At 33.4% G+C, this 21,349-nt stretch carries 18 protein-coding genes; all 18 read right to left on the bottom strand.

Features of this window, described 5'->3' with window-relative positions; genetic code table 11:
- Positions 1-5: 5 nt before the first annotated feature.
- A complete protein-coding gene (locus JJL45_RS08310; protein WP_068602922.1) occupies positions 6-1,028 on the bottom strand; it encodes a glycosyltransferase family 4 protein in 1,023 nt (340 codons plus the stop codon).
- Positions 1,029-1,034: 6 nt separating this feature from the next.
- A complete protein-coding gene (locus tag JJL45_RS08305; protein WP_068602923.1) occupies positions 1,035-2,393 on the bottom strand; it encodes an O-antigen ligase family protein in 1,359 nt (452 codons plus the stop codon).
- Positions 2,390-3,466 carry a glycosyltransferase family 4 protein gene (locus JJL45_RS08300; protein ID WP_068602924.1) on the bottom strand — a complete coding sequence of 359 codons (1,077 nt, stop codon included), beginning with the start codon at positions 3,464-3,466 and terminating at the stop codon, positions 2,390-2,392. The genes JJL45_RS08305 and JJL45_RS08300 overlap by 4 nt, the downstream gene beginning before the upstream one ends.
- 473 nt (positions 3,467-3,939) lie before the next feature.
- Positions 3,940-5,058, bottom strand: a complete 1,119-nt coding sequence (locus JJL45_RS08295) for a glycosyltransferase family 4 protein (RefSeq protein ID WP_068602925.1) — start codon at positions 5,056-5,058, stop codon at positions 3,940-3,942.
- Positions 5,059-5,069: 11 nt separating this feature from the next.
- Complete coding sequence (locus tag JJL45_RS08290) at positions 5,070-6,002, bottom strand: FkbM family methyltransferase (RefSeq protein WP_068602926.1); 933 nt, start codon at positions 6,000-6,002, stop codon at positions 5,070-5,072.
- Complete coding sequence (locus JJL45_RS08285) at positions 5,995-7,080, bottom strand: glycosyltransferase family 4 protein (protein WP_068602927.1); 1,086 nt, start codon at positions 7,078-7,080, stop codon at positions 5,995-5,997. Before JJL45_RS08285 ends, JJL45_RS08290 begins: the two co-directional genes overlap by 8 nt.
- Complete coding sequence (locus JJL45_RS08280; RefSeq protein ID WP_068602928.1) at positions 7,080-8,069, bottom strand: glycosyltransferase family 2 protein; 990 nt, start codon at positions 8,067-8,069, stop codon at positions 7,080-7,082. The genes JJL45_RS08285 and JJL45_RS08280 overlap by 1 nt, the downstream gene beginning before the upstream one ends.
- A gap of 215 nt (positions 8,070-8,284) precedes the next feature.
- Positions 8,285-9,328, bottom strand: a complete 1,044-nt coding sequence (locus JJL45_RS08275; protein WP_068602929.1) for an exostosin family protein — start codon at positions 9,326-9,328, stop codon at positions 8,285-8,287.
- Entirely contained in the window at positions 9,321-10,856 is a 1,536-nt protein-coding gene (locus JJL45_RS08270) for a glycosyltransferase family 2 protein (RefSeq protein ID WP_068602930.1), read from the bottom strand. Before JJL45_RS08270 ends, JJL45_RS08275 begins: the two co-directional genes overlap by 8 nt.
- Entirely contained in the window at positions 10,853-12,001 is a 1,149-nt protein-coding gene (locus JJL45_RS08265; RefSeq protein WP_068602931.1) for a glycosyltransferase family 4 protein, read from the bottom strand. The genes JJL45_RS08270 and JJL45_RS08265 overlap by 4 nt, the downstream gene beginning before the upstream one ends.
- Positions 11,998-12,888, bottom strand: a complete 891-nt coding sequence (locus JJL45_RS08260; protein WP_068602932.1) for a hypothetical protein — start codon at positions 12,886-12,888, stop codon at positions 11,998-12,000. The genes JJL45_RS08265 and JJL45_RS08260 overlap by 4 nt, the downstream gene beginning before the upstream one ends.
- Positions 12,889-14,316 carry an MBOAT family O-acyltransferase gene (locus JJL45_RS08255; RefSeq protein WP_068602933.1) on the bottom strand — a complete coding sequence of 476 codons (1,428 nt, stop codon included), beginning with the start codon at positions 14,314-14,316 and terminating at the stop codon, positions 12,889-12,891.
- 268 nt (positions 14,317-14,584) lie between these two features.
- Positions 14,585-15,979 carry a CDP-glycerol glycerophosphotransferase family protein gene (locus JJL45_RS08250; protein ID WP_068602935.1) on the bottom strand — a complete coding sequence of 465 codons (1,395 nt, stop codon included), beginning with the start codon at positions 15,977-15,979 and terminating at the stop codon, positions 14,585-14,587.
- 7 nt (positions 15,980-15,986) lie between these two features.
- The gene (locus tag JJL45_RS08245) at positions 15,987-16,862 is read right to left on the bottom strand and encodes an N-acetylneuraminate synthase family protein (protein ID WP_068602936.1); all 876 of its coding nucleotides are present in this window, start codon (positions 16,860-16,862) and stop codon (positions 15,987-15,989) included.
- Between the two features lie 30 nt (positions 16,863-16,892).
- Positions 16,893-18,047 carry an acylneuraminate cytidylyltransferase gene (locus JJL45_RS08240; protein WP_068602937.1) on the bottom strand — a complete coding sequence of 385 codons (1,155 nt, stop codon included), beginning with the start codon at positions 18,045-18,047 and terminating at the stop codon, positions 16,893-16,895.
- Positions 18,048-18,118: 71 nt separating this feature from the next.
- A complete protein-coding gene (locus JJL45_RS08235) occupies positions 18,119-19,021 on the bottom strand; it encodes a hypothetical protein (RefSeq protein WP_068602938.1) in 903 nt (300 codons plus the stop codon).
- A gap of 1 nt (position 19,022) precedes the next feature.
- Positions 19,023-20,462: an MBOAT family O-acyltransferase gene (locus tag JJL45_RS08230; RefSeq protein ID WP_068602939.1), complete on the bottom strand. Its 1,440-nt coding sequence runs from the start codon at positions 20,460-20,462 to the stop codon at positions 19,023-19,025.
- Entirely contained in the window at positions 20,463-21,347 is an 885-nt protein-coding gene (locus tag JJL45_RS08225) for a glycosyltransferase family 2 protein (RefSeq protein WP_068602940.1), read from the bottom strand. It lies immediately after the preceding gene.
- Positions 21,348-21,349 lie beyond the last annotated feature (2 nt).

Below are 21,349 nucleotides of genomic sequence, written 5' to 3'. Positions count from 1 at the left end.
TTCTACTACACCTTATTTTCGTTAAATAGTTTGATCCATTTGTTTTTAACATGTTGCCAGTCAAATTGGGCAACAAAATTCCTAGCATTTTGACTGATTTTCTGAGCTTTTTTGGGGTTATCTATCAGTTCTAATAACTCCTCAACAAAAGAGGACGCTGAATTAGGCTTCACCAAAACACCATCTACACCGTTGTCAATAAGATAAGGCATCCCACCAACATTTGTCGACACCACAACCAAGCCCAGAGCCATAGCTTCTATAACACTAACAGGCATATTATCAATGTGAGTGGTGTTTATAAAAAAGTTATATGTTTTTGATAATTCTATCCACTCAACCTTCGACAGTTTCCCTGTAAAACGCACTTCAACATTTAAACCTTTCGCATATTCTTTCGTTTCTTGAAGACTGCCATCACCTTCGGGGCCCACCATACATAATTCGGCTTGCAAACCTTGATTTAAAAGTGATTTTAAAATATCTACAGCTAATTTCGGATTATAAATTTCAGAAAAGGAACGCACCCAAAGCAATTTGATACTCTTATATTCTTTTAAAGCAAAGGGATAGTTTTCTAAAGTAATGGTGTTTGGAATGCATATGACATTATGAATACCGTGCGTTTCAAAATTCGATTTCGTGTACTGTGAAGGTGCCACATTAACATGCGCATGATCAAACAACATTTTTGAAAGCTTCGGAGATTGCTTTAAGCGCTTAGGCAAATTTCCGCCGTGCAATATAGGCATGTATTTAAGATTCAACCATTGACATAGCCTTCCGCAGCTATAAGCAAAATAGAAATTTTGTGTACTGTAGGTATCAATAAGCACATAGTCTAAGCTTTTTCTGTATCTAAAAATAAGATTAAGCATGTCTAATAAGCGTAACCCTTTATTTACTTTACTAGAAGCCGTAATCACATCAAACCCAGAATCTCTTAACAAGTTACTCAGCGTATCGATAGTTGTAACCGTTTTTTGGCTCTGCGCTAACTGATTTCCTATGTACAGTATTTTTTTCATAAGGATTTAAGCAGCCTCTATTTCTATCTTTTTAGGCTTTTCTGGAGTTTTATAACTGATATTCAGTAAGCATAAAGCATATAAAAAACCAGGAGCTGCAATACGCATGGCTGAATGATTAATGGTTAGCAGCCAGAAGAAATAAAACGAAAAGAAAAACAGGTTATTTCGGTTTCTAATTCTATAAAGGAGTGGTGCAAATAATAAAATTGAAAAGGCCAAAATACCCATGAGGCCATGCTCTGAGATTATGCGACTCATTTCGTTATGAGAAGCAGCTAAAACTCCTGTTTCGTTAAATCGAATTTCTTTTATTTTACCGACACCCACACCAAAAAAAGGATGGTCTAAAAACTCGCTAAACTCTTGAGCAAATAAATCGACACGGCCCGTTGTAACATCATCCTTCTCCCGTCCAGCAGCATCTTGATTGGCATAACGCTTATCTAAAAACCCACTAGTTTGAATAGAACTTACCAACCAAATAAGGATAATCGCTCCCATAAAAATGAGTCCTAAAAATTTAATTTTAAACTTTGTTTTAAGGTTGCCCTTTAAATAGTACATGCCTAAAAAGGCTAAAATCATAATAACAGCAGTAATCACGCCTCCCCTACTAAAGGTCGCTAAGGCTCTAAAGGCCAGCAAACCTAAAAGCGCCAAGTCGAAAGCTCTATGCCATAGCCCTTCTTTAGAAATAAAAAAGCGCACCGCTAAAACAAAAATGCCAATCCCCAATACGGTGGCCACCTGATTGGGACCAAAGCCTCCCGATGTGGCAAAATTTGAACCAGTTCCTGTAATGACCTCTTTTAAATCTGGGGTATACAAAAACAAATAGGTTGTAATACTCACTAAGGGCAGTAAAAAAGCCCAAAGAATAATTTTCATCTGATTGATGGTAACCGTTCGCCGATAACAAAATACAGCGGCAATACCCAAACACACAGGGCCACTTAGGTTAAAGGCAATGGCTTTACGAATATTGGTTTCAAAGCCCATTTCGGTAACGGCTACAAAAATCCCAGGAATTAGTAGTAAGATGTATAGCATATAAATTAGCGCCTGGTTAGAGAAACCATTGCTAAAAATTCCGATTAAAGAAAAAAGAATCACAAGGTATTTACTAGCTTCATAAAACACCGTCCCTCCGTTCATTCGTAAAAAAACCTCAACTCCCACCACATAAGCACAGGCCACCAAAACATAAAATGACTTATACTTTTTAGAGGCCTTTACAATTTTATAACTAAAAAAAACTGTGGTGAATAAAAAGTACATTAAGGCCAATGGCTTAAAAGCAAACACCATAACTGCCAGAACTACATGAAATATGATAAGTTTGTAGTATAGAGTTAACTTCATTTTTTGTAGCTCTTATAAACCTCGATTACCGATTTGATTGCTTTTTTTCCTGAAAAATCGTTTTGTATTTTATGCTTCAAATTTTCAGCTAATTGTTGACGTAAACTGTTATTTTCAATCAGACTTAACATAGCAGAAGCTAAGGCTTCATGATTTTCAGGTGCGACTAAAACACCTTCTTCGGTTGAAGCAATTACCTTATCACAATCGCCCACATTTGTAGCAACTACCGGTAAGCCTGCCATGCCATATTCTAATAATGCCAAAGGTAAGCCTTCCGACTTTGAAGACAAAACCCCCAGATCGCAAGACTGTAAAATTTGACTCACATCCTTACAGCTCCCATAAATGAAAACCTTTTGATCTAACTGATGATCAAAAATATGATTTTTAACCGCCATAGCATAATCATCTTCAAAATCCTTCCCTACCAAATGCAAAGTCCAATCTTGATGTTTTTCTACAACTATTTCATAAGCCTTTAATAAATTGATATGATCTTTTTGAGGCCTTAAATTCGACAAACAAACGATACGCTTACCGAGCACTCCCTGTAGTTTAGTGGTCGCCAAGTTCCTGTCTGGTGACACAAAATTTGACAAAAATGTAACCTTTTTTGCCAAAAGGTTTTGTCTATCCCAAGCCTCTAAAGTTTTATTCACCGTAAACACATGATTAAAAAACTTTGAGCATTTTTTTAAAACAAATCGAGGTCGTTGCTCTAAAAACTCACTATTTCCGTAATGATCATGCCAAATCACGATGAGTTTCGGGTTTAACAACCTCATAATAGTGGCTAAAAAAAAGGATGTCGCATGAGCATGAATCACATCAATTTTATTTTCGATTATAAAGCGATTCAGTTTTTTTATGGCTCTAAAATCTATAGCTGACTTTTTATTTAAAAACAAACAGGATACTTCATTTAAAACACTTTCTTTTAAAAGTCCTTCAGCACGAGTGGTACACAAATAAGAACCTTCAATTTGGGTTGAAAGCATATTTGCAAAATTTACCGCCATGCGTTCGGCGCCACCTGTGTTTAATGTATCTATGAGTTGTAATACTCTCACGCTTGTCTTTTAGGGAATAAATATACTTGTATTCTGGAAAAGGGCATGATTTCCAATAGTATTTTTGAATTTAGACATGTGATTTTTTTAATAGTCACAAACTTTTTATGAAAATATAGTATGTTCTTAATATGAACATGTCTGTCATACTGAAAGCACCTGTCATGCAGAACGCAGTGAAGCATCCTTCTCTTCAAGCTTCTCAAGTAATAAAAACATATCTATTCGGTACACCTTTGCCTTGGAACACCCCCAGCCCCCTCAAAGGGGAAATGAGTTTCGTTTCCAATTCAGCTCGATTGTGCTGATTAAACTAAAGCCCTTGTGTGTCTGTGTGTGTTGCTTTGTGATGCATTGTGTAAATGTTGAGTACACTTGTCATGCAAAATGTAGTGGAGCTTCTGTTGGAATAACACCCCCCTGCCCCCTCGAGGGGGAATGAGTAACGTTTCCTGTTCAGCTCTTTTACAAAATTACTGCAAAATCTTAGCAATTTCAGCCTCGAAGCGTTCTAGAGTGTATTGCTGAGACCAGGTTACTGCGGCTTTGGACATTTTATTTAAAGTAGTTTTATCCTGAATCAAAGCGCTTAGTTTATTAATATCGGCTGTAAAATCATTAGTTAATAAAATTCCTCGTTTTCCTGAATCCAACATATTAGGCACACAAGATACTGGTGTGGCGATTGGAATAACTCCAAAAAACATAGCTTCGGCTATGGCTTTTGGCCATCCCTCAGATTTAGAAGGTAAAATGGAAAAATGTGCTCTATTTAAAGCCTCCTTAATGACTTCTTTTGGTTGATTCCCTTTTAAACTTACTATAGATTCTAGTTTGTTTTCGATAATATACTGTTGTAAACGCTTTCTTTGTGGCCCATCACCGTAAAGGTCTAATTGTACATGCACTCCTTTTTGTGAAAGCGCTTCAGCAATCTTAATAGCTTCTAATGGTTGCTTTCCTTCAACCAAGCTTCCTAAAAACACCATATTTAGCGGGCCTGAAAACTCTTTAGGTTGTACATTTTTAACTTCGGTTTCTGAAAAAGATGCCGTAAAAAAAGGCTTAATATTTTTACTTTGATTTGGCCAATCGCCATAAACTAACACTTGCATGTTTTTGGTTAAGAAAGTATTACTCAACAACCACTTTTGTAATTTATAAGTTATGGGTTGTTTAGCATTAGGATCCCAATTTCCAGCATATTTAGCAGTTTTAGGTTTCGACGGAAAAAACATTTGAACGAAACAGGCTAGTAACCCTATGTTTCCCGGGCATCGTAAGTGAATGTGGTCAACTCGATTCATAACCTTAAAAATTGAAATGACAATTTTAGGTATAACGAATATCGCTTTCAATACATTTTTAAGAGAAGTTACGTTAAAGCTAGGTATAGCCACAAACATTAATTTATCAGAAGTATAAGCAATATCAATCGCACTAATTATATTATCAACTTTGACATTGCCAACAATAATGATGTCATCAACATTGTTACTCCATAAATTTATTTCGTTTACATAGGGTGCATAGCCATACAATTTTTCACCTTTAATACTATGTTCCACTAAAGTAAAAACACCTAAGTTCATTCTATAAGTTTTCAAAAGTGATTAATACAGAAAAATGGATTAAACGCATTAAAAAACAAACTTTTTTTGATCTTAAAATTTAAATTTTCTTTTTCCTTAGGTATGCAAACCCAATTTTTATTATTTCTATTTTTAAACATAGAAATATCAACTTGTTTTATACCTGTTTTTGTGACATAATAACAATTATAATCCAAATTTCGGAAATATTGATAAAAAACCTCCAAATCGACTCTTCCTCTATTCCTTAAATAATTCTGATTTACTTCAGTCACAATAATAGGTCTATGATCTCGTATTAATTTAGCTCCACCTGAAATAACCTGAAATTCAAACCCCTCAACATCAATACATAGAAAAGAAATAATTTTGTCAGATAAAAATTGATCCAAAGTTATGACTTTACATTCAAGGGTTCCTTCCTTCGTGTTTTTTTCAATATAACCAGAGCCCGAATTTTTTTTATTTGGTATTTTTAATTTTCCCTTACCTGGTTCATCAGATACCAATATTTCAAAAATTTCTAAATTTTGGAGTTGGTTTTTATTTTTATTTTTTTCTAACGTTTTAAAATTAACAGGTAACGGTTCATATGCATAAACTTGTTTATTGCATTTTTTTGCAATATCAGCAAATGATATAGTTTCTGTTCCTATATTTGCTCCCACTTCAATAATATCTCCTGGATACAACTTTAAAACTTCGTTTGAGATTATTATATTTCTCCAATCAAAGTAAGAGTGAACACTATATTTAAACGCATGAAAATCCGAAGTATTTCCATAAAAAAAACTTCCGGTAAAACTCTTTGTTTTAAATTCTACACCTAAATTCTCACCTTCTTCAATTGATATTAAAATATCACGGATTTTCTGTGAAAAAATAGGAGGTAATAATCTACAAATTATTTTAGCTAGAGAATACCTTGTATTTATACTAAGCATGATTAACTAGGGCATTAAAATATTTAAAATCTCTTATTACTGCATTTGCATTCTCATAGTTATTCAAGAAATGTTCATATCCACATTCCGCTAAATGATTTCTTTTTATTTTATCTTTCAATACTGATTTTATTTTCTCTGCTAAATCTTCAATGTCATCAGTTTCAAACAATAGTCCTGTTTTATTATCAATAATGATTTCCTTAATTCCAGTATTATTAGCTCCGATAACCAAAGTTTTCATACTCATAGCTTCTATTACTGTATAACCAAATGCTTCAGTTTTACTTGGCACAACAGCTATATAACTAGCTTTGAAAGCTTTTAGGACGTTTTTTTTTGAAACATTTCCTCTAAAAAAAACACTGTTCTGATTTTCCTGTTTAATAACTAGTTCTTTTAATTTTCCTAGATTTTCACCAGAACCAATTATTTCTAATTTACAGTCGGGATAATCTACTAAAACTAAATCAAATGCTTTTATTAAAATATCCACCCCTTTTGTTTCATATAATCTCCCTACATAAACTATTTTTAAAATTTCACTCTTAGTTTCTTCAATTGAATCATTATTATCAGCAACTGAATTTGGTAAAACTTTTAATTTATCCCATCTAATGCCATAAACATTTAATGCATCTAGTCTAGTTGCCTCTGAGTTTGCAATTATGCAAGTCGCGAACTTGTAAATTAACCTCTTTCTTCTAATCAAGTATAATTTTTGAGGAAATTGAGAAGATAGTGTTCTAATCCACGCCACCCTATTTTTAACACCTAACAAGTAACCTATCAACACAAATAAATTAACTGAACTAAACACCGAAATAGTTAAAACAGGCTTATAATATTTAAATTGTTTATATACAAATTTTGCAACTTCCAACCTAGTTGAATTCTTTAGTGATAAATATTTTAAAATCACTTTTTGGTGAATTTCAATTGATGGTAGTTTTCTAAGATCAGAAAAAATTACAACCTCGTAGCCATTGCTGATAAATTGCAAACTCAAGGATAAAAAATAATCTGACACTGATGATTCTCGTAATGAAAAAGACAAAAAAACAACAGGTTTAGACATTATAACAATGGTTTATAAAAAAACAAACTCCACCAACCTACTATTCTACCTAAACTTTCAGTAAGCGCTTCTTGTTTTTTATCTGTATTAAAAACATTGGTAAAGCGCACTAAAATAAGTAAAAATGCCGTGGCATGCCATTTAAATTTAGCCTTTAATTTAGGATTCGGATATTTTACTCGCCACACATACCAACCATTTCGAATAACCATTGTGCCATATTTGTACTGATTGGGGCGACCAGCAACGTCATGAAAATGTTCTAGTTGAGCTGCAGTATTGACAAATAATTTCCCTTGCTTTGCTACACGCAATGAAAAATCGGCATCTTCATAAAGACCGTAACCTTCAAAATAGTTTGAAAATTTTAGGGTTTTGAAAACACTTAAGCGGTAAGAAGCCACGCCCCCCATGATCATTTCTACGGGGTAAGTTTTACCACTCGGAGGAAAAAAGCCAATAGAACGTCCGTGTGAAAAACTAGGCATCCACCCTGGAGGCGCATCGGGTGTCAAACCAAATGTATGACGTATTTTAAAACGGGAAGGTTCACTGCGCATGAAACCATCATAATAATAAAAATCACTCTTTACTGGAAAACTTGCTATACTCCAAAGCACCTCATTAGTTATATAACCACCTACTGCTAAAGCTTCTGGATGCGTTTTATAAGTTGACATTAAGGCTTCAAAGTAATTATTTTCCAAAACCACATCATCATCTAAAAAGCAAACCACTTCAGTAGTGGCTTCAACTTGATTAATCCCAAAATTTCGTTGTTTGGTTAAACCTCTTTGATGTTCTCCTACTTTGAAATATTTTAAATTACTAAAATGATTTTCGAGTAAAACCTTTTCGGTACGCGTATCCGTAGAACCATCGATAATTAAAATTTCATTAGGGTACAAGGTTTGTGTCACTACCGATTGCAAGAGTGTCAATAATGCATCGGGGCGCATGTAGGTACAAACGATTAAAGTGAAATTCATTTATTTTATTTTTATGCTGTATGTTGTGGTCTTTGGGCCACTAGCTGATCTTATATTTCAAATAAACATTTAACGCTATTACTGCTTGCGCTTCGACAGGCTCAGCGTGACATTCGATATTATCAGTTACACGCTTACACGAAAAAACAATTTAACATTCATAAAAACTGCACTTCGACAAGCTCTGCGTAACAAACATATTCACAGTTAAACAATTAGACAACATCCCTTTTCTCGTTTACAAATATCTTGTAAATCTCCATAAAATAACGCTCTCTTTTTAGAAAATTAAGCCATAGTTGTCGGTTTGAGGCTTGCAAGGACTCAAATTCTTCTGCCGATAAACTATTATGAAAATTGATTATTTGATCTTCTAAGCTTACTGAACTTTGGCTATCCAAAATTACCGCATGTTTATTCCAATTGATTTTATCTTCTAAGGGTAATTTACAGTCGGTATCTAATAATATTGGAATACGACCAACAGCCAAGGTTTCATAAAAACGCACCGAAAAATTCCCCCTGCCTCTAATGCAAAACGTGTACGCATTCACATAAATATTTTGAAAAAACTCTTTTTCTGTTTGTTTTTTTCCTTCTTCAGTGCTTAAATCACCACGATACTTATTTCTTAAAATAAAATTTGTTTTTAGACACTGACTCTGCTCTAGCTTTCGAAGCAATTTGGCCCGTTTTATACTTGAAGGGTAAAAGGTTTGGTCGTCTGCTGTTAGCTTTTTGGTTTGTCTTTTAACGTGAAATTTTAAATGACTCACCACTTCCTTTATGTATTTCAAAAGGCCAGCTTGTGCATGACCAACAAAACCAATCGAGGGCTTTTCAGCCCTTTTCACGGAAACAAATCCTCTACATTCCAAAACTTTGTCATAAGGGTCGTTTATAAATGACGGCATCACAAAAGTGTGTTCTGGTAGCTGACTTTTAAATCCGCCTAACCTAAACGTATACGCGTTTTCAATTGAATTGGTAAAACCATAATCCCCAGCTGTATAAATCCATAAGGGCTTATCATAAGTTTTAGATAGCTGAAGTAAGGTATCAAATTCATTTTGATGCTTTATAAACTCGGCATAATCTATGGGCATGATTATGACATCACATTCCTTCGCTTCCTCCACTAAGCGGTAGTATCCTAATAAACACTTATGCTTTAAGTAGGACAGATCAAATAGTAAAGGGAAAACCTTTTTACGATAGGCTTCCGTTAAAAATGTTTTGTTGGTGTAGATTTTAAGCATTATTTAGAGCTCCTTTATTTGACAAAAATTTTGCCCATTTTTCACTTTGTTTCCAACGTTTCATAAATGTTTTTAACTTGAAAAGATTAAACTTGTACATTTTAAAATAAAGTATTGTTTTATAACCGTTAAGCTGTTCATTTGTATAATATTTCTGTTTTAAATACATGATGGTTGGTGAGGGTTTGGGCTGAATTTTTTCATGTTCCCAAGGTTGAACAAATGTTGATCGAAATCCGCCTCGTGGTGCTTTTAAATGCAAGATATTAGGTTCTGGAAAATAGACAACATCTACTCCCAACCTCCTTAATTCTATACCATATACAGTATCTTCGCCAAAACCAAATTCTAAATGATCATCAAATTTTAATTTCTTAGCAAAAGATGAACTAACAATGGAACAACCTGACCCAAAAATAGAAGTTTGATGTATGATTTTATATGTTTTCTTTTGATTTTTTAACAAACAACTTTGCATGGCGGCTTGAACACCATACCCCTTCAAATTATTCATTACTTTCTCCAAAAAACTGCTTTCAATTCGAATATCATCATCTGCAAAAAACACCCATTCACTTTCCACTTTACTTAAAGCTAGGTTCCTTGCAAAACAAGCCCCTGTTTGATGCGTAAAGGTATGATCTATTTCAAAAGGCCAGATTTCAGAATGTAAATAATTTAAATCAGAAACACTTTCAGGTTCGGGGTTTTGCTCAATAATTATAACCCGATTTGGTAAATGGCTTTGATTCCTTAAATCAAAAAGCACATCATATAAATAATCGGGACGACCTATGGTTGGAATGATAACGTCGATGGACGATGGACCATCACCTTCTTGATTTCCCTTTTTTATTGAAATTGATTGTGATTTGAATAACACATGAGTCCGTTTGGTTGTAAACGTATGACACAAGGCATATAAAGAAAACTTTCTTTCATAAATCCATTTATTTAAAAATAGTAACCACACCCAAACCCATTTATAATGTTGTTTGACAAACTTAAAAAGTAAAGATTCACTAGCCTGTTTCTCGTGAGAAGGCAGTTCTTTTTTTAGTAAACTAGGCTCAGAATAGCACCGCAAACCTTGAGGCATTCCCAATTTAGCTATCGCATTTAAGGCATAGGAAAAGTTTATCGAACTCACTTCATTTTTAAACTGTAACAAATTACTAGCTTTGATGACACCAATCAGTCCAGACATTTGCCATGTAGGATAACATACCTCTTTCTTGATATTAATAAAGGGGGATTGTTCTACATAACCAATAGCATCTGGAAAAAAAGATTGTGAGCAGTAGGATAGACATTTTCTATCTAAAGCTGGGATCCTTGCAATATAATCGAAATCGACATATGAAACTGCTGACACATGCTGCCATACCAAAACGTGGTTCGGGAACTGCTCGGCCAAAGCATACATTACATTTAAAATAGAATCTGTTGCTTTAAAATCAATCTCGGTGCTCGTACTAATATCTTCAACACTAACTGCCTTTTGGTTATTGTGGGTCAGAACTATCATGATTTTATAAATTTCTTATAAAACTCAACATTCTTAACCACTTGTTTCTCCATATCAAAATGATCTTCAACATACGCTCTTGCTGCCTTTCCCATTTCCAAGCATTTCGATTTACTATTGAAAAGTGCTTTGGTTTTCTCAGCGTAATCACCATGGGCTTTGGGATGGACTAAATAACCACTTTGACCATCTTCCATAAGTTCCTGTGCCCAGCCAATATTACTGTTCACCACAGGTTTTAGCATGGCCATAGATTCTATAGTCACCATGCCAAGAGTTTCTGCGTAGGTAGGAAACACACAAACATGAGCGTCTTGAATGTGTTTTTGAATGACATTATAGGGTAACCTTCCTAAATAATGCACATGATTTAAATCTTCTTTAGAAAAACCTTCCTTTAGTAAATTCCATGTTGAATGGTTCCCTGTCTGAATATCGGAAGCATCACTACCAATAAGTTTTAACGTTGCTTGAGGGTATTCCTGCCTAACTTTTTTAAAAACTTCAGGCAGTTCAAGAACCCCTTTTTTGCGTATAAGTGTCCCTAAATACAAAATACTGTATGGTGTATACATTTCTGGATGAGTATTCGTGAACCCCTCTAACTGTAAACCATAGTGAATGGTTTTAATGGGCTTGTTTTTAATATTGAACAGCATTTTAGATTGTTCTCCTGCAAAATTAGTGGGGGCTATGTAGGCTTGAGCCCCGCGAACAGCTAAAGTTTCAAACCACTTGTTTTTAAGTTTTTGAGAGCGTTGTTCTAAATGACAAAAATAGGTATCGCTACCATGAAAACGCATCACCACAGGCACCGAAAACTTCATGAAAGCAGAAATCCCTGTCCAATCGGGAACCTCTAAAAGTTGGATGTGCTCCTTGGATATTATGTTCTGAACTTCTTTTTGAATGTATTTACGATAGTGATACCATTTTGCAAAAGCAAAGTCTTTATCAGCTATTAAATAAAAATGAATCCCATCTTCTATAAAGTCTTCCGTTTGTTTTTGTCCATATACAAATACATAAACAGCATGCCCATGCCTGACTAAGGCCTTTGTTAAATTACCGATACTTGTTCCTAGCCCTGCAGCGTGATTTACTTTAGGGTGTGGGTATTCTGGGGTTAGGAAAGCTAAGTTCATAAATTAAAACGTGATATAATAGTATCCGTAAAAACTTTAGCGCCTTTCCCATTTACATGACCACAATTCTTAAACATTGAAGGCTTTGTTAATACCCTCGATAAATCTGTAAAGTTTGGTAATTTCATTTTTAATTTTTCTAAATAATTATTTGAATTTAGATTAGAACAAAATGGTGCGCAAAAGAAAGTTAATTCCACACCGCTATCCTTACAAATCGCAACCATTTCTTCAATATTCCTATTGCTTTCAAGAATGGTTTTAGGTAAATCAAAACCGTTTGTATCATCAGCATTCATTTGTCCACTAAGCGGTGAAAAACCGTCATAAAAATTTATTTTAGGTTGTTTACCAACGGCACTTGCCACTAGCTCCCTAAACCCTAACCGAAAATCACTAGTAGCATACCTATAAAATGGAATGTAATAGTTAATGTTAAAATCTTTATCTACCTTATGAAAATAATCCTGAATGACTGAATTACCTTTAATAAAAGGTAAAACTTGAGTTCGTACAATTTCTGAGTTCCAGTCGAAATTATATATATAATCAACTTGAACAAACATCCTTTTTATTTTAACCTTTTTAAACACCAAAAGTCTTAAAAAAATATTTAGATCATCTAGTCTTGCTCCTTGAGATCCCAGGTTTAATACTCGTTTTCCCGTTATCCGTTCTATTTCTGAACTCATAATAAAATTCTCAACTCTTGAGCTTCCTAAAAACACATAATCTATAGTTTCACCTTCATCAAGGCTTAATATAAATTGAGTTTTATTTCGTGGAACAGCATTAGAATACACGTTAGTATACAACGTATCTAACAAATACAAAGAAACTATGCTAATAAAAACAATTAAAAGCATGTATTTTAAAAATTTATCCATTTAAAATTGAAAATAAATAAAATCCTGAGGGTTAGAATAACTTCCAAATACCATAATTCCAATTAATATCATGCATAATTTTAATAACGACCATTTTCCTGAAATAGGCTCTTCCCTTAATCGATTAAACCACTCAACAACAACAAACACCCCGATTAAAAGTAAAAGTTCTACAGAATAACGTTCAATAGACAAATATTCTATGCCAACTTTTAACTCAAAAATTCTATCGATGTAGTTAAAAGCTTCACTTATATTAGACGCTCTAAAAAAAATCCATGCAAAACAAGTTAAACTGAAAGTGATTAAAATTTTTGGTAATTCAATAAACAAACTTTTAGTTTTATCCTCGCCAACTTCATCTAAATTTTTGCGATTTAATTTAAACAGAAGTAAAGGTAAAAAATAACAAGCATTTAATACGCCCCAAAAAATAAAAGTCCAATTAGCCCCATGCCAAAAGCCACTTACAATGAATATAATAAACACATTTCGAATTTGATTACTAATACGCCCCTTCGATCCCCCTAAAGGAATATATAAATAATCTCTAAACCAAGTTGACAGGGAAATATGCCATCGCCTCCAGAACTCGGCTATATCTCTACTAAAATAAGGGTATCTAAAGTTTGTTCTCAAATCGAAGCCTAACATTCTAGCCAATCCGATAGCCATATCCGAATAGCCTGAAAAATCTCCATAAATCTGAAAAGCAAAATAAATACTACCTAAAACTAAAGTAGATGAATTTAAACTTTCATAATTCTCAAAAATAGTATTAGCATATACCGCACAGGAATCTGCGATTACCACTTTTTTAAACAATCCCCAAATAAATAGGTTTACTCCAGAAACAGCCTGATTATAATTAAAATTACGTTTTATACTAAACTGAGGTAATAAATGAGTGGCTCGTTCGATAGGTCCTGCTACTAATTGAGGAAAAAAAGCAACATAAGCCCCAAAATTAATTATATTTTTACTTGGTTTCAATTGCCCTCTATATACATCAATGGTATAACTCAAAGTTTGAAATGTGTAAAATGAAATTCCTACAGGTAGTATAATATTCATAGTATGCACAGACGTTTGAACACCTAAAGACTCCCATAGCAACACCCAATTATCAACAAAAAAATTATAATATTTAAATATTATTAACATTCCTAAATTTGAAAAAAGACTTAACAAGAGCCATCTTTTTTTAGTTTTTTTCAGGTTTGCTGAATGAATTCTTTTTGCTACATAAAAATCAACATAAGTACTAAAAATTATTAGTGCTAAAAATCTATAGTCCCACCATCCATAAAACACATAACTTGTAATTAGAATAAATGCATTCTGAATTTTTAAATTAGTATTTAAAGTCCAATAGATACTAAAGACAACCACAAAAAACAAGAGAAATGTAAATGAATTAAATAGCATTATTTGTTTGATTTTTATTTAGCATTAGTTCCATTTATTTATGATTATAATCTATAATACAACCTTCAAGGTTAATATATTTACAACTATTGACGAACCAATAAAAATTAAATGATAGTGCTTGTCTTTTTGATCTAATAGAAATTTAACTCTATTTACTCTTTTTCCATTGCGATACATCCTATTATAAATTTCGTCTAAGACGAAAGCGAACAAAATACATGCTATAATTAGACCTATTATGACTTTAGCAAATCTTAACATGAGACTATTTTAATATTCTATTCATAACAGCCCAAATGTGCCTTGAGGCCTCTTTAGGTGTTTCACCCGCAACTATTTTAAACCATTGCTTTCCTTCCTCAACATTAGAAAGTTTCCCGTCTAATATTTGTTTAAGCAACCCTTCCAGTTCCTTTTTATCTCTACAGAAAACAGCGGCGCGATCACTAGGCATACTTCTAAAGTGCACATATTTATAATTCTGACCAATATCTCGAATACCTTTTTTTAATTGTGGTTGTTCGTAGTTATAATAAATACACGGTTTGTTATGCGCCACAAAATCGAATACTGTGGAAGAACATACGTTGGTTACCAATTCACTATACTCACAAACGTTATACAGCATTTTAAAATCTTCAGGAGTAGGTAAGACTTGGTTCCATTGTTCGCCCACTTGTTTCCATAAAGGATCTAGAACGTTTATAATATCTTTATTAGCTTCAATTACGGCATCGTATCTTGTAGTAAAATCGACCGGGCATTTCCTGTAAATAATCCCCAAGTTGTATCCCTTATCATTTAAACGTCTTACCGCATGGGCTAAATCTTCCAAATAAAATTGATCTAATGGTGATGTGGTTTCATCATCACCAGAGTAACAAATGTATTTTTTGTTAGAATCTAAGCCGTACTGATTAAAAAATTCTGCTTTAGTTTGTTTTAAACGCGTATCAAAATGCGGTTCAAACTGTGGCGTTCCGGTAACAAATACCTGTTTTTCTTTAACAAAAGGATAATATTTTAAAAGCTCTTCCTTCATTAAATTACTCCAAACGCAGTAATAATCGGTTTCAACCACCTGCATGGCTTTGGGCACGTTATCCCAAGAGTACACAAAAGCCACGGTTGGAATCCCTAAATCCTTGGCTGCCAATAAAGCACTTATGGATTGGGTAGCTCGTTGTGTGGTACAAAATACAACATCAGGTTTATACTTTTCTAATTGCGCTTTGCAATAGCTGTATTTTGAGGTTGAACGTTCTAATCTGTTTATTTTATGTCGTAATTTAACGAGCCCTTTATCCCAATTATAAAGGCCAATTAACACTTGGGTATACAAACTTTTTAAACTGTTTTTAATACCTGAGTAATTAAAAGGAAATTTATAAGTGGGATAAACTTCATCGTTGAATTTATCACGAGAAATATTTAATTCTACTCTTTTCCTTGCTCTAGAATAAAAAGGTAGTAAGGGGTGTGCTGTATGGTCTTCTATTTTTACTTCCTGGAACCCTAAATTATCTTTTAAAGAAAAAACGGTGTTATTCCAATACGTTATATCGAACCCCATCTGTTCTCCAATTTCCTTAAAATCGGTAAAGGCAAAATTTCTTAAACCAACACCATCGGGGAAAAATATAAAAACCTTCTTATTCATTAATTTTCTAGCCTTTTTTATTTTTTAATTTGTCACGTTGCACTTGCTCAATAGGTAAGACATCTTGACTTTTATAGCTAAGTGCTTGATAAACGGCATTCAAATCTCTTGTTAATTTACGTAATCCCATAGGTTCTAATGAGGCTGCGTGATCGGTGCCTTTCCAGGTTCTGTCTATGGTATAATGGCGTTCAATAATATTCGCGCCTAAGGTATAAGCAGCAACATCTACTGCGATGCCTAAATGATGTCCCGAAAACCCTATATGCTTAACGTCATCTTTATATTTTTCAATTAGTAAATTGATATCCAACAGGCAAACATCCTCAAAAGGTACGGGATAGCCTGAGGTACAGTTATAAAGCACTAAATCTTTATTTCTTTTGTGTTTTTTAAAAAGCGTGACTAAATTTTCAATTTCATCTTTAGTCGTCATTCCAGTTGAAATATGCAGTTCACCCTTATAGTTTTCACACAACCATACCAACATGGCTTCATTGTTATTACAAGCCGACGGAATTTTAATAAATTCTGGATTTAAAGATGTAATTTCTTTAGCTGAAGTTACATCCCAAACCGATGTGGAATAGGTAATCCCAATTTCCTCACAATAGTTTTTTAATTCTTGATGTTGTGCTACATCAAACTCTAAAAACTCACGATGCGCCCCATAAGTATCACCATATGAATTTGCAGGATTTGGGTGGGGTTGGTTGTATTGGTCTTCCGTTAGAAGCTCTCTGTTATTTCGTTTTTGAAACTTTACAGCATCGGCATCACAAAATATTTTTGCCACTTTAATAAGTTCTTTGGCAATAGTTATATCGCCTTTATGATTGCAGCCTATTTCTGCAATAACGTATGGTTTTTTATATGAAGTCATTAATTAATCTAAGAGTAAATAAGTAATGTGTTAAAATCTTTTATTGTAATTCATGATAAACTGGCAAGCTTCTCGAATAGCGCCAGCACCAGAAGGTTTGGAAAGCACCACATCGGCATGACTTTTAACAATATCAGTAGCGTTATTAGGTGCTATGGACCAACCCACACTACAAATATTGGTTAAATCGTTGACATCATCGCCAACATAAGCCACATTGTTCATGCTTATCCCGTGCTCTAATACCAATTTATGAAGCAGGGTATATTTATCTTTCACACCTAAAAACACATGGTCTATGTTTAATTTTTCCATGCGTTTTGCCACAAGCTGGGAATTTTCAGAAGTCATAATCATCACCTGAATATCAAACTGCCTCAAAATTTCAAGTCCCATACCATCACGCATGTCGAATCCTTTAGTATGTTCGCCATCTTTGGTGTATGTAATGGTTCCATCGGTAAAAACGCCATCGACATCTAAAACCACATGAGTGATTTTTGCTGATATTTTAGATCGTTTTTGACGCTCGATGAGCAAACTCTCTACAGCAATCCAATCGGATTCACTATCAATTTCCAATAGAGAATCTTCAGGCATCTTTACAATAGCTGTATATTCACCCAATCTATTATTATGCTTTTGCAACACCGCCTTTGTTGCTGTGTAAACCGCGCCATTTTCAACTAAAAGTCCGTTAAAATCTTGTCGTCGTGGTCTGTTTAAGGGATCGTAATTTATTGGGGTGCCATCTTCATTCCATAAAAAACGATGGGTATTAACCACGGTTAAAGCCGAATCGTAATCGTAATTTAATGGTACTAAGCAGGCATTTATATCGGTTCGTGTTGTAAAAGGTGATGTGGCTTGAAGCAAACAAAAGATATCGAATTGATAGTTTATGGACTCACAAAACTCCAGCATAGCGAACTCGGTAGACACTGTATCGGTAGCACTTTCATCGCTTCTTAAAACTGCTTTTACTTTAGATGTCCAGTGATACTCCTTTTTTATAAAGTTTATCACCCATGCATCATCTGTAAACACATACACTTCGTCCAAATTAGAAAAAATGGCTTCCCCCAATACCCAGGTAAACAATGGTCGTCCCACCATTTTACGTTTATTTTTATTTGGTATGCCTCTGGAATTTTTTCTAAGCGGAATGAATCCAATTTTTTTCATGAAGTTCGTATCGAATATTTTTTATTAATGCTAAAATACGTTTTTTAACAAAAAGGTTACTGCTTTAAACTTTACTTATTTTCATTTATAAACAAGCTTATTTCTGAGGTGAAAATTTCAGCTCCTTCTTTGTTTAAATGTGATTCATCAAAGAAATAATGAGGTTGTGTATAGTTAACATTTAACGTGTCATATATCATAACTTTATTATCTTCATCAACAAGTTCTTTAAATCGGTTATAAAAACTCCTATTGAATCTACTAAAGTTAGGAGGGATTATAAAAGTTAATTCAATATCCTTATTCTTACATAGTGCCTTAATATTATTAAATTTAATTAATTTTTTATTTTGCTCTATTCCCTGTGAATACTCAACATTTTCATTATTATAAACTATAGTCAACTCCCTTTTCTCATCTAAAATCTGCGAGCCATGACTGGATAAGACCTCAAAAGGTGAAGCCTCCTTTTTTTTAAAACTAAAGTCTTTTTTATTCAATCGTGCAACACATAATATTTTAGAAAGAAAGGTAAATTTCTCCCTTTTAATGAGTTCGTTGTTTATATCATCATACTTTTTTAACGGAATTATATGATCTGTCCTAAATCCAAGGCTAGGCTCTTGGATGAACTCATAAACAGGATCAATAACCAAAAGCACTATTTTGGGAGCTTTATTATGTTTCAACAGGGATCTTAAAACAAATTCATGAAAGTCAATATCTGATCCCCTATAGGATAAATTATAAGTCTCTAAACCTGTATTTTCTTCTATTTTGCTTGCAATAATATCATGTGCACCTCTAGAGGAACCTAAAATGATAATATCCTTATTCATTTGACTTTCCAACACATACTCTAGCCGTCTATCATTTTCTTTCGTAGGTGCATTTTGAACAAAATAGCACAGTGTTTTTTCTGCTATAAAAAAGACTATTCCAAAAATGAAAATATGTTTTAAAAATAATTTCATATCAAAATTGAAAATAAATAAATGTTTGCTCCGTATCAGAACTAAAAACAAATATTAACACCAACACTAACATATAAAAAGACCATTTTAACAGTCTTGCTTTTTTTATGAATAACAACTCTAAAGCATGCTTTTGCCTTCTTCCACACCATTCAACAACCAGAAAAAAGAGAATTAAAACCAATATATCTGTAGGTCTGATTGTTGGAATAGACCATAAACTCCTAGAAAACATTCCCTTTAAAAAAGAAAATGCGCCTGTAACACTTTCGGCTCTAAAAAAGATCCAAGCGATTATTGTTAAGATAAAAGTCAGCCCCATTTTAAACAATTCGATAAAATTTGGAAATACGTTTTCTTGAGCCACTATATCTAAATTATTTCTATTGCGTTTTGTTAACATTAATGGTAAAAAGTAGAGCGCATTTAAAAAACCCCAAATAATAAAAGTCCAATTAGCCCCATGCCAAAAACCACTTACTAAAAAAATAATCAATATATTTCTTATTTTAACCCAAGTACCACCATGGCTGCCACCCAAAGGAATGTATAAATAGTCTCGAAACCAAGTAGACAAGCTTATATGCCACCGTCTCCAAAACTCAGCTATATCTCTAGAGAAATAAGGGAAGGCAAAATTTTGTTTTAAATTAAAACCAAATAGCCTTGAAGTTCCAATAGCAATATCTGAATATCCCGAAAAATCTCCATAAATCTGAAATGTAAAAAAGAGCGCACCCATCAATAATGTACTTCCTGAATAATCATCAGGGTGGTTAAAAATCTCATTGGCATATTCAGCACACTGATCAGCAATAACAATCTTCTTAAAAAGTCCCCATAATATTTGCCGACAACCATCTACAGCCTTTGAATAATGAAATTTACGCATACTGTAAAACTGTGGCAATAAATTAGAAGCTCGTTCTATAGGTCCGGCCACTAATTGAGGAAAAAAACTAACAAAAGCTAAAAAAGCAACAAGATTGGATGTTGGCTTCAGTTTTCTTTTATAAATATCAATAGTATAGCTTAGTGTTTGAAAAGTATAAAAACTAATGCCAACTGGAAGAATAACATCTAAGGTATTGGATTGTATTTTTGCCCCAAACAATGAAAAAACTTCGGTAAAACTGTCTACAAAAAAATTATAATATTTAAAAAAAACTAATACACCTAAGTTTACCCCTATGCTACCCCATAACAAAACCTTACGTTTAATTAAACCATGTTCCTTTTCAAGCATGAGTCCAATAGTGTAATCTACTAAAGAGCTACAAAGTATTAAGAATAAAAAACGCCAATCCCACCAACCATAAAACACATAACTAGCAATAACTAATAAAGCATTTTGCGTCTTCAAATTTTTATTCACAACAAACCAATAAAGCACAAATACGATTGGTAAAAAGACAGCAAAATCTAATGAATTAAAAAGCATTTATCCGGAATAGTTTAAAAGTTTTAATTTTGATTTCAAGGTAAGTGTCTTTGTTTTTACAGGTTTTCTGTATTTTAATATTTGAGGTAAACTAAAGAGCGTTTTAAAACATACAGAAACAAAAGACTTAAAATAACGAATATCGGTGATCGCATATTTTTTAAAATTATGAAAAAGCAATTTTGCAATTTTATAAATGGGATTTGGAAAATAAACCAAGTAATACCTTAAACTATTTTTTAATTGATGTTCAAATCTAAAATAATTCCGCCCTTGCGATTTCCGTTTTTCAATATCTACACGGTGGTTAACTTTAATATTTGGTTGATATAAAATCTGATAACCCAAATCCATAACTTCTAGTGCCAATGCTGGTTCTTCTCCATAAATATCTATCCAAACAGGAAAGCCATTAGTGGCATCATAAACTTCCTTTTTAATAGCAAAACCACAGCCAACAAAATCATTGGTAAAATAAGATTCTACTTGCTTTGCCTTTAACAACGCTTCTGCATCAGATTTAAAAATCCCTCGAACTTCCTGAAAAGCAATAATTCCTAAATTTTTATTTGACTCAAATTCTGTTTTTATTGAATCAATGAAACGATCTCCTATAGGATGTGCATCATCATCTAAACCAATAAAAATCACCCCTTTAGCCCTTTTATACAATACAGCCCTTGCTGGAGAAGCGCTTAAACTATGTTTTGAAATGGTCCAATTTACCCAATTATATTTTTTTATTAGCAACTCGGTATCTGAGCATCCATCAATAAAAACCAAAACTTCATGTCGCGATATGTCTATCAACTTATATAATCTATCAAGGGTTTTACTTAACTCAGCAGGCCTATTTTTGGTAACAATTAAAAATGACAACTCCATAA

The organism is Tamlana sp. s12 (assembly GCF_016767215.1).
In the GTDB taxonomy this organism is placed as follows: domain Bacteria; phylum Bacteroidota; class Bacteroidia; order Flavobacteriales; family Flavobacteriaceae; genus Pseudotamlana; species Pseudotamlana agarivorans.
Note: the sequence above shows the minus strand (reverse complement) of the source record. Positions and strands in the feature narration are given on the sequence as shown.

Excerpts from the sequence above, each read along its gene's own strand:
- JJL45_RS08260 (WP_068602932.1), bottom strand. The coding sequence starts at position 12,888 with ATGGATAAATTTTTAAAATACATGCTTTTAATTGTTTTTATTAGCATA.
- JJL45_RS08235 (WP_068602938.1), bottom strand. The coding sequence starts at position 19,021 with ATGAAATTATTTTTAAAACATATTTTCATTTTTGGAATAGTCTTTTTT.
- JJL45_RS08310 (WP_068602922.1), bottom strand. The coding sequence starts at position 1,028 with ATGAAAAAAATACTGTACATAGGAAATCAGTTAGCGCAGAGCCAAAAA.
- JJL45_RS08255 (WP_068602933.1), bottom strand. The coding sequence starts at position 14,316 with ATGCTATTTAATTCATTTACATTTCTCTTGTTTTTTGTGGTTGTCTTT.
- JJL45_RS08240 (WP_068602937.1), bottom strand. The coding sequence starts at position 18,047 with ATGAAAAAAATTGGATTCATTCCGCTTAGAAAAAATTCCAGAGGCATA.
- JJL45_RS08285 (WP_068602927.1), bottom strand. The coding sequence starts at position 7,080 with ATGTCTAAACCTGTTGTTTTTTTGTCTTTTTCATTACGAGAATCATCA.
- JJL45_RS08250 (WP_068602935.1), bottom strand. The coding sequence starts at position 15,979 with ATGAATAAGAAGGTTTTTATATTTTTCCCCGATGGTGTTGGTTTAAGA.
- JJL45_RS08295 (WP_068602925.1), bottom strand. The coding sequence starts at position 5,058 with ATGAACTTAGGTGTTTTTACTTTAGTGGAACATAGTATTAAAGGTGAA.
- JJL45_RS08225 (WP_068602940.1), bottom strand. The coding sequence starts at position 21,347 with ATGGAGTTGTCATTTTTAATTGTTACCAAAAATAGGCCTGCTGAGTTA.
- JJL45_RS08230 (WP_068602939.1), bottom strand. The coding sequence starts at position 20,462 with ATGCTTTTTAATTCATTAGATTTTGCTGTCTTTTTACCAATCGTATTT.
- JJL45_RS08270 (WP_068602930.1), bottom strand. The coding sequence starts at position 10,856 with ATGATAGTTCTGACCCACAATAACCAAAAGGCAGTTAGTGTTGAAGAT.
- JJL45_RS08275 (WP_068602929.1), bottom strand. The coding sequence starts at position 9,328 with ATGCTTAAAATCTACACCAACAAAACATTTTTAACGGAAGCCTATCGT.
- JJL45_RS08280 (WP_068602928.1), bottom strand. The coding sequence starts at position 8,069 with ATGAATTTCACTTTAATCGTTTGTACCTACATGCGCCCCGATGCATTA.
- JJL45_RS08290 (WP_068602926.1), bottom strand. The coding sequence starts at position 6,002 with ATGCTTAGTATAAATACAAGGTATTCTCTAGCTAAAATAATTTGTAGA.
- JJL45_RS08305 (WP_068602923.1), bottom strand. The coding sequence starts at position 2,393 with ATGAAGTTAACTCTATACTACAAACTTATCATATTTCATGTAGTTCTG.
- JJL45_RS08245 (WP_068602936.1), bottom strand. The coding sequence starts at position 16,862 with ATGACTTCATATAAAAAACCATACGTTATTGCAGAAATAGGCTGCAAT.
- JJL45_RS08265 (WP_068602931.1), bottom strand. The coding sequence starts at position 12,001 with ATGAACTTAGCTTTCCTAACCCCAGAATACCCACACCCTAAAGTAAAT.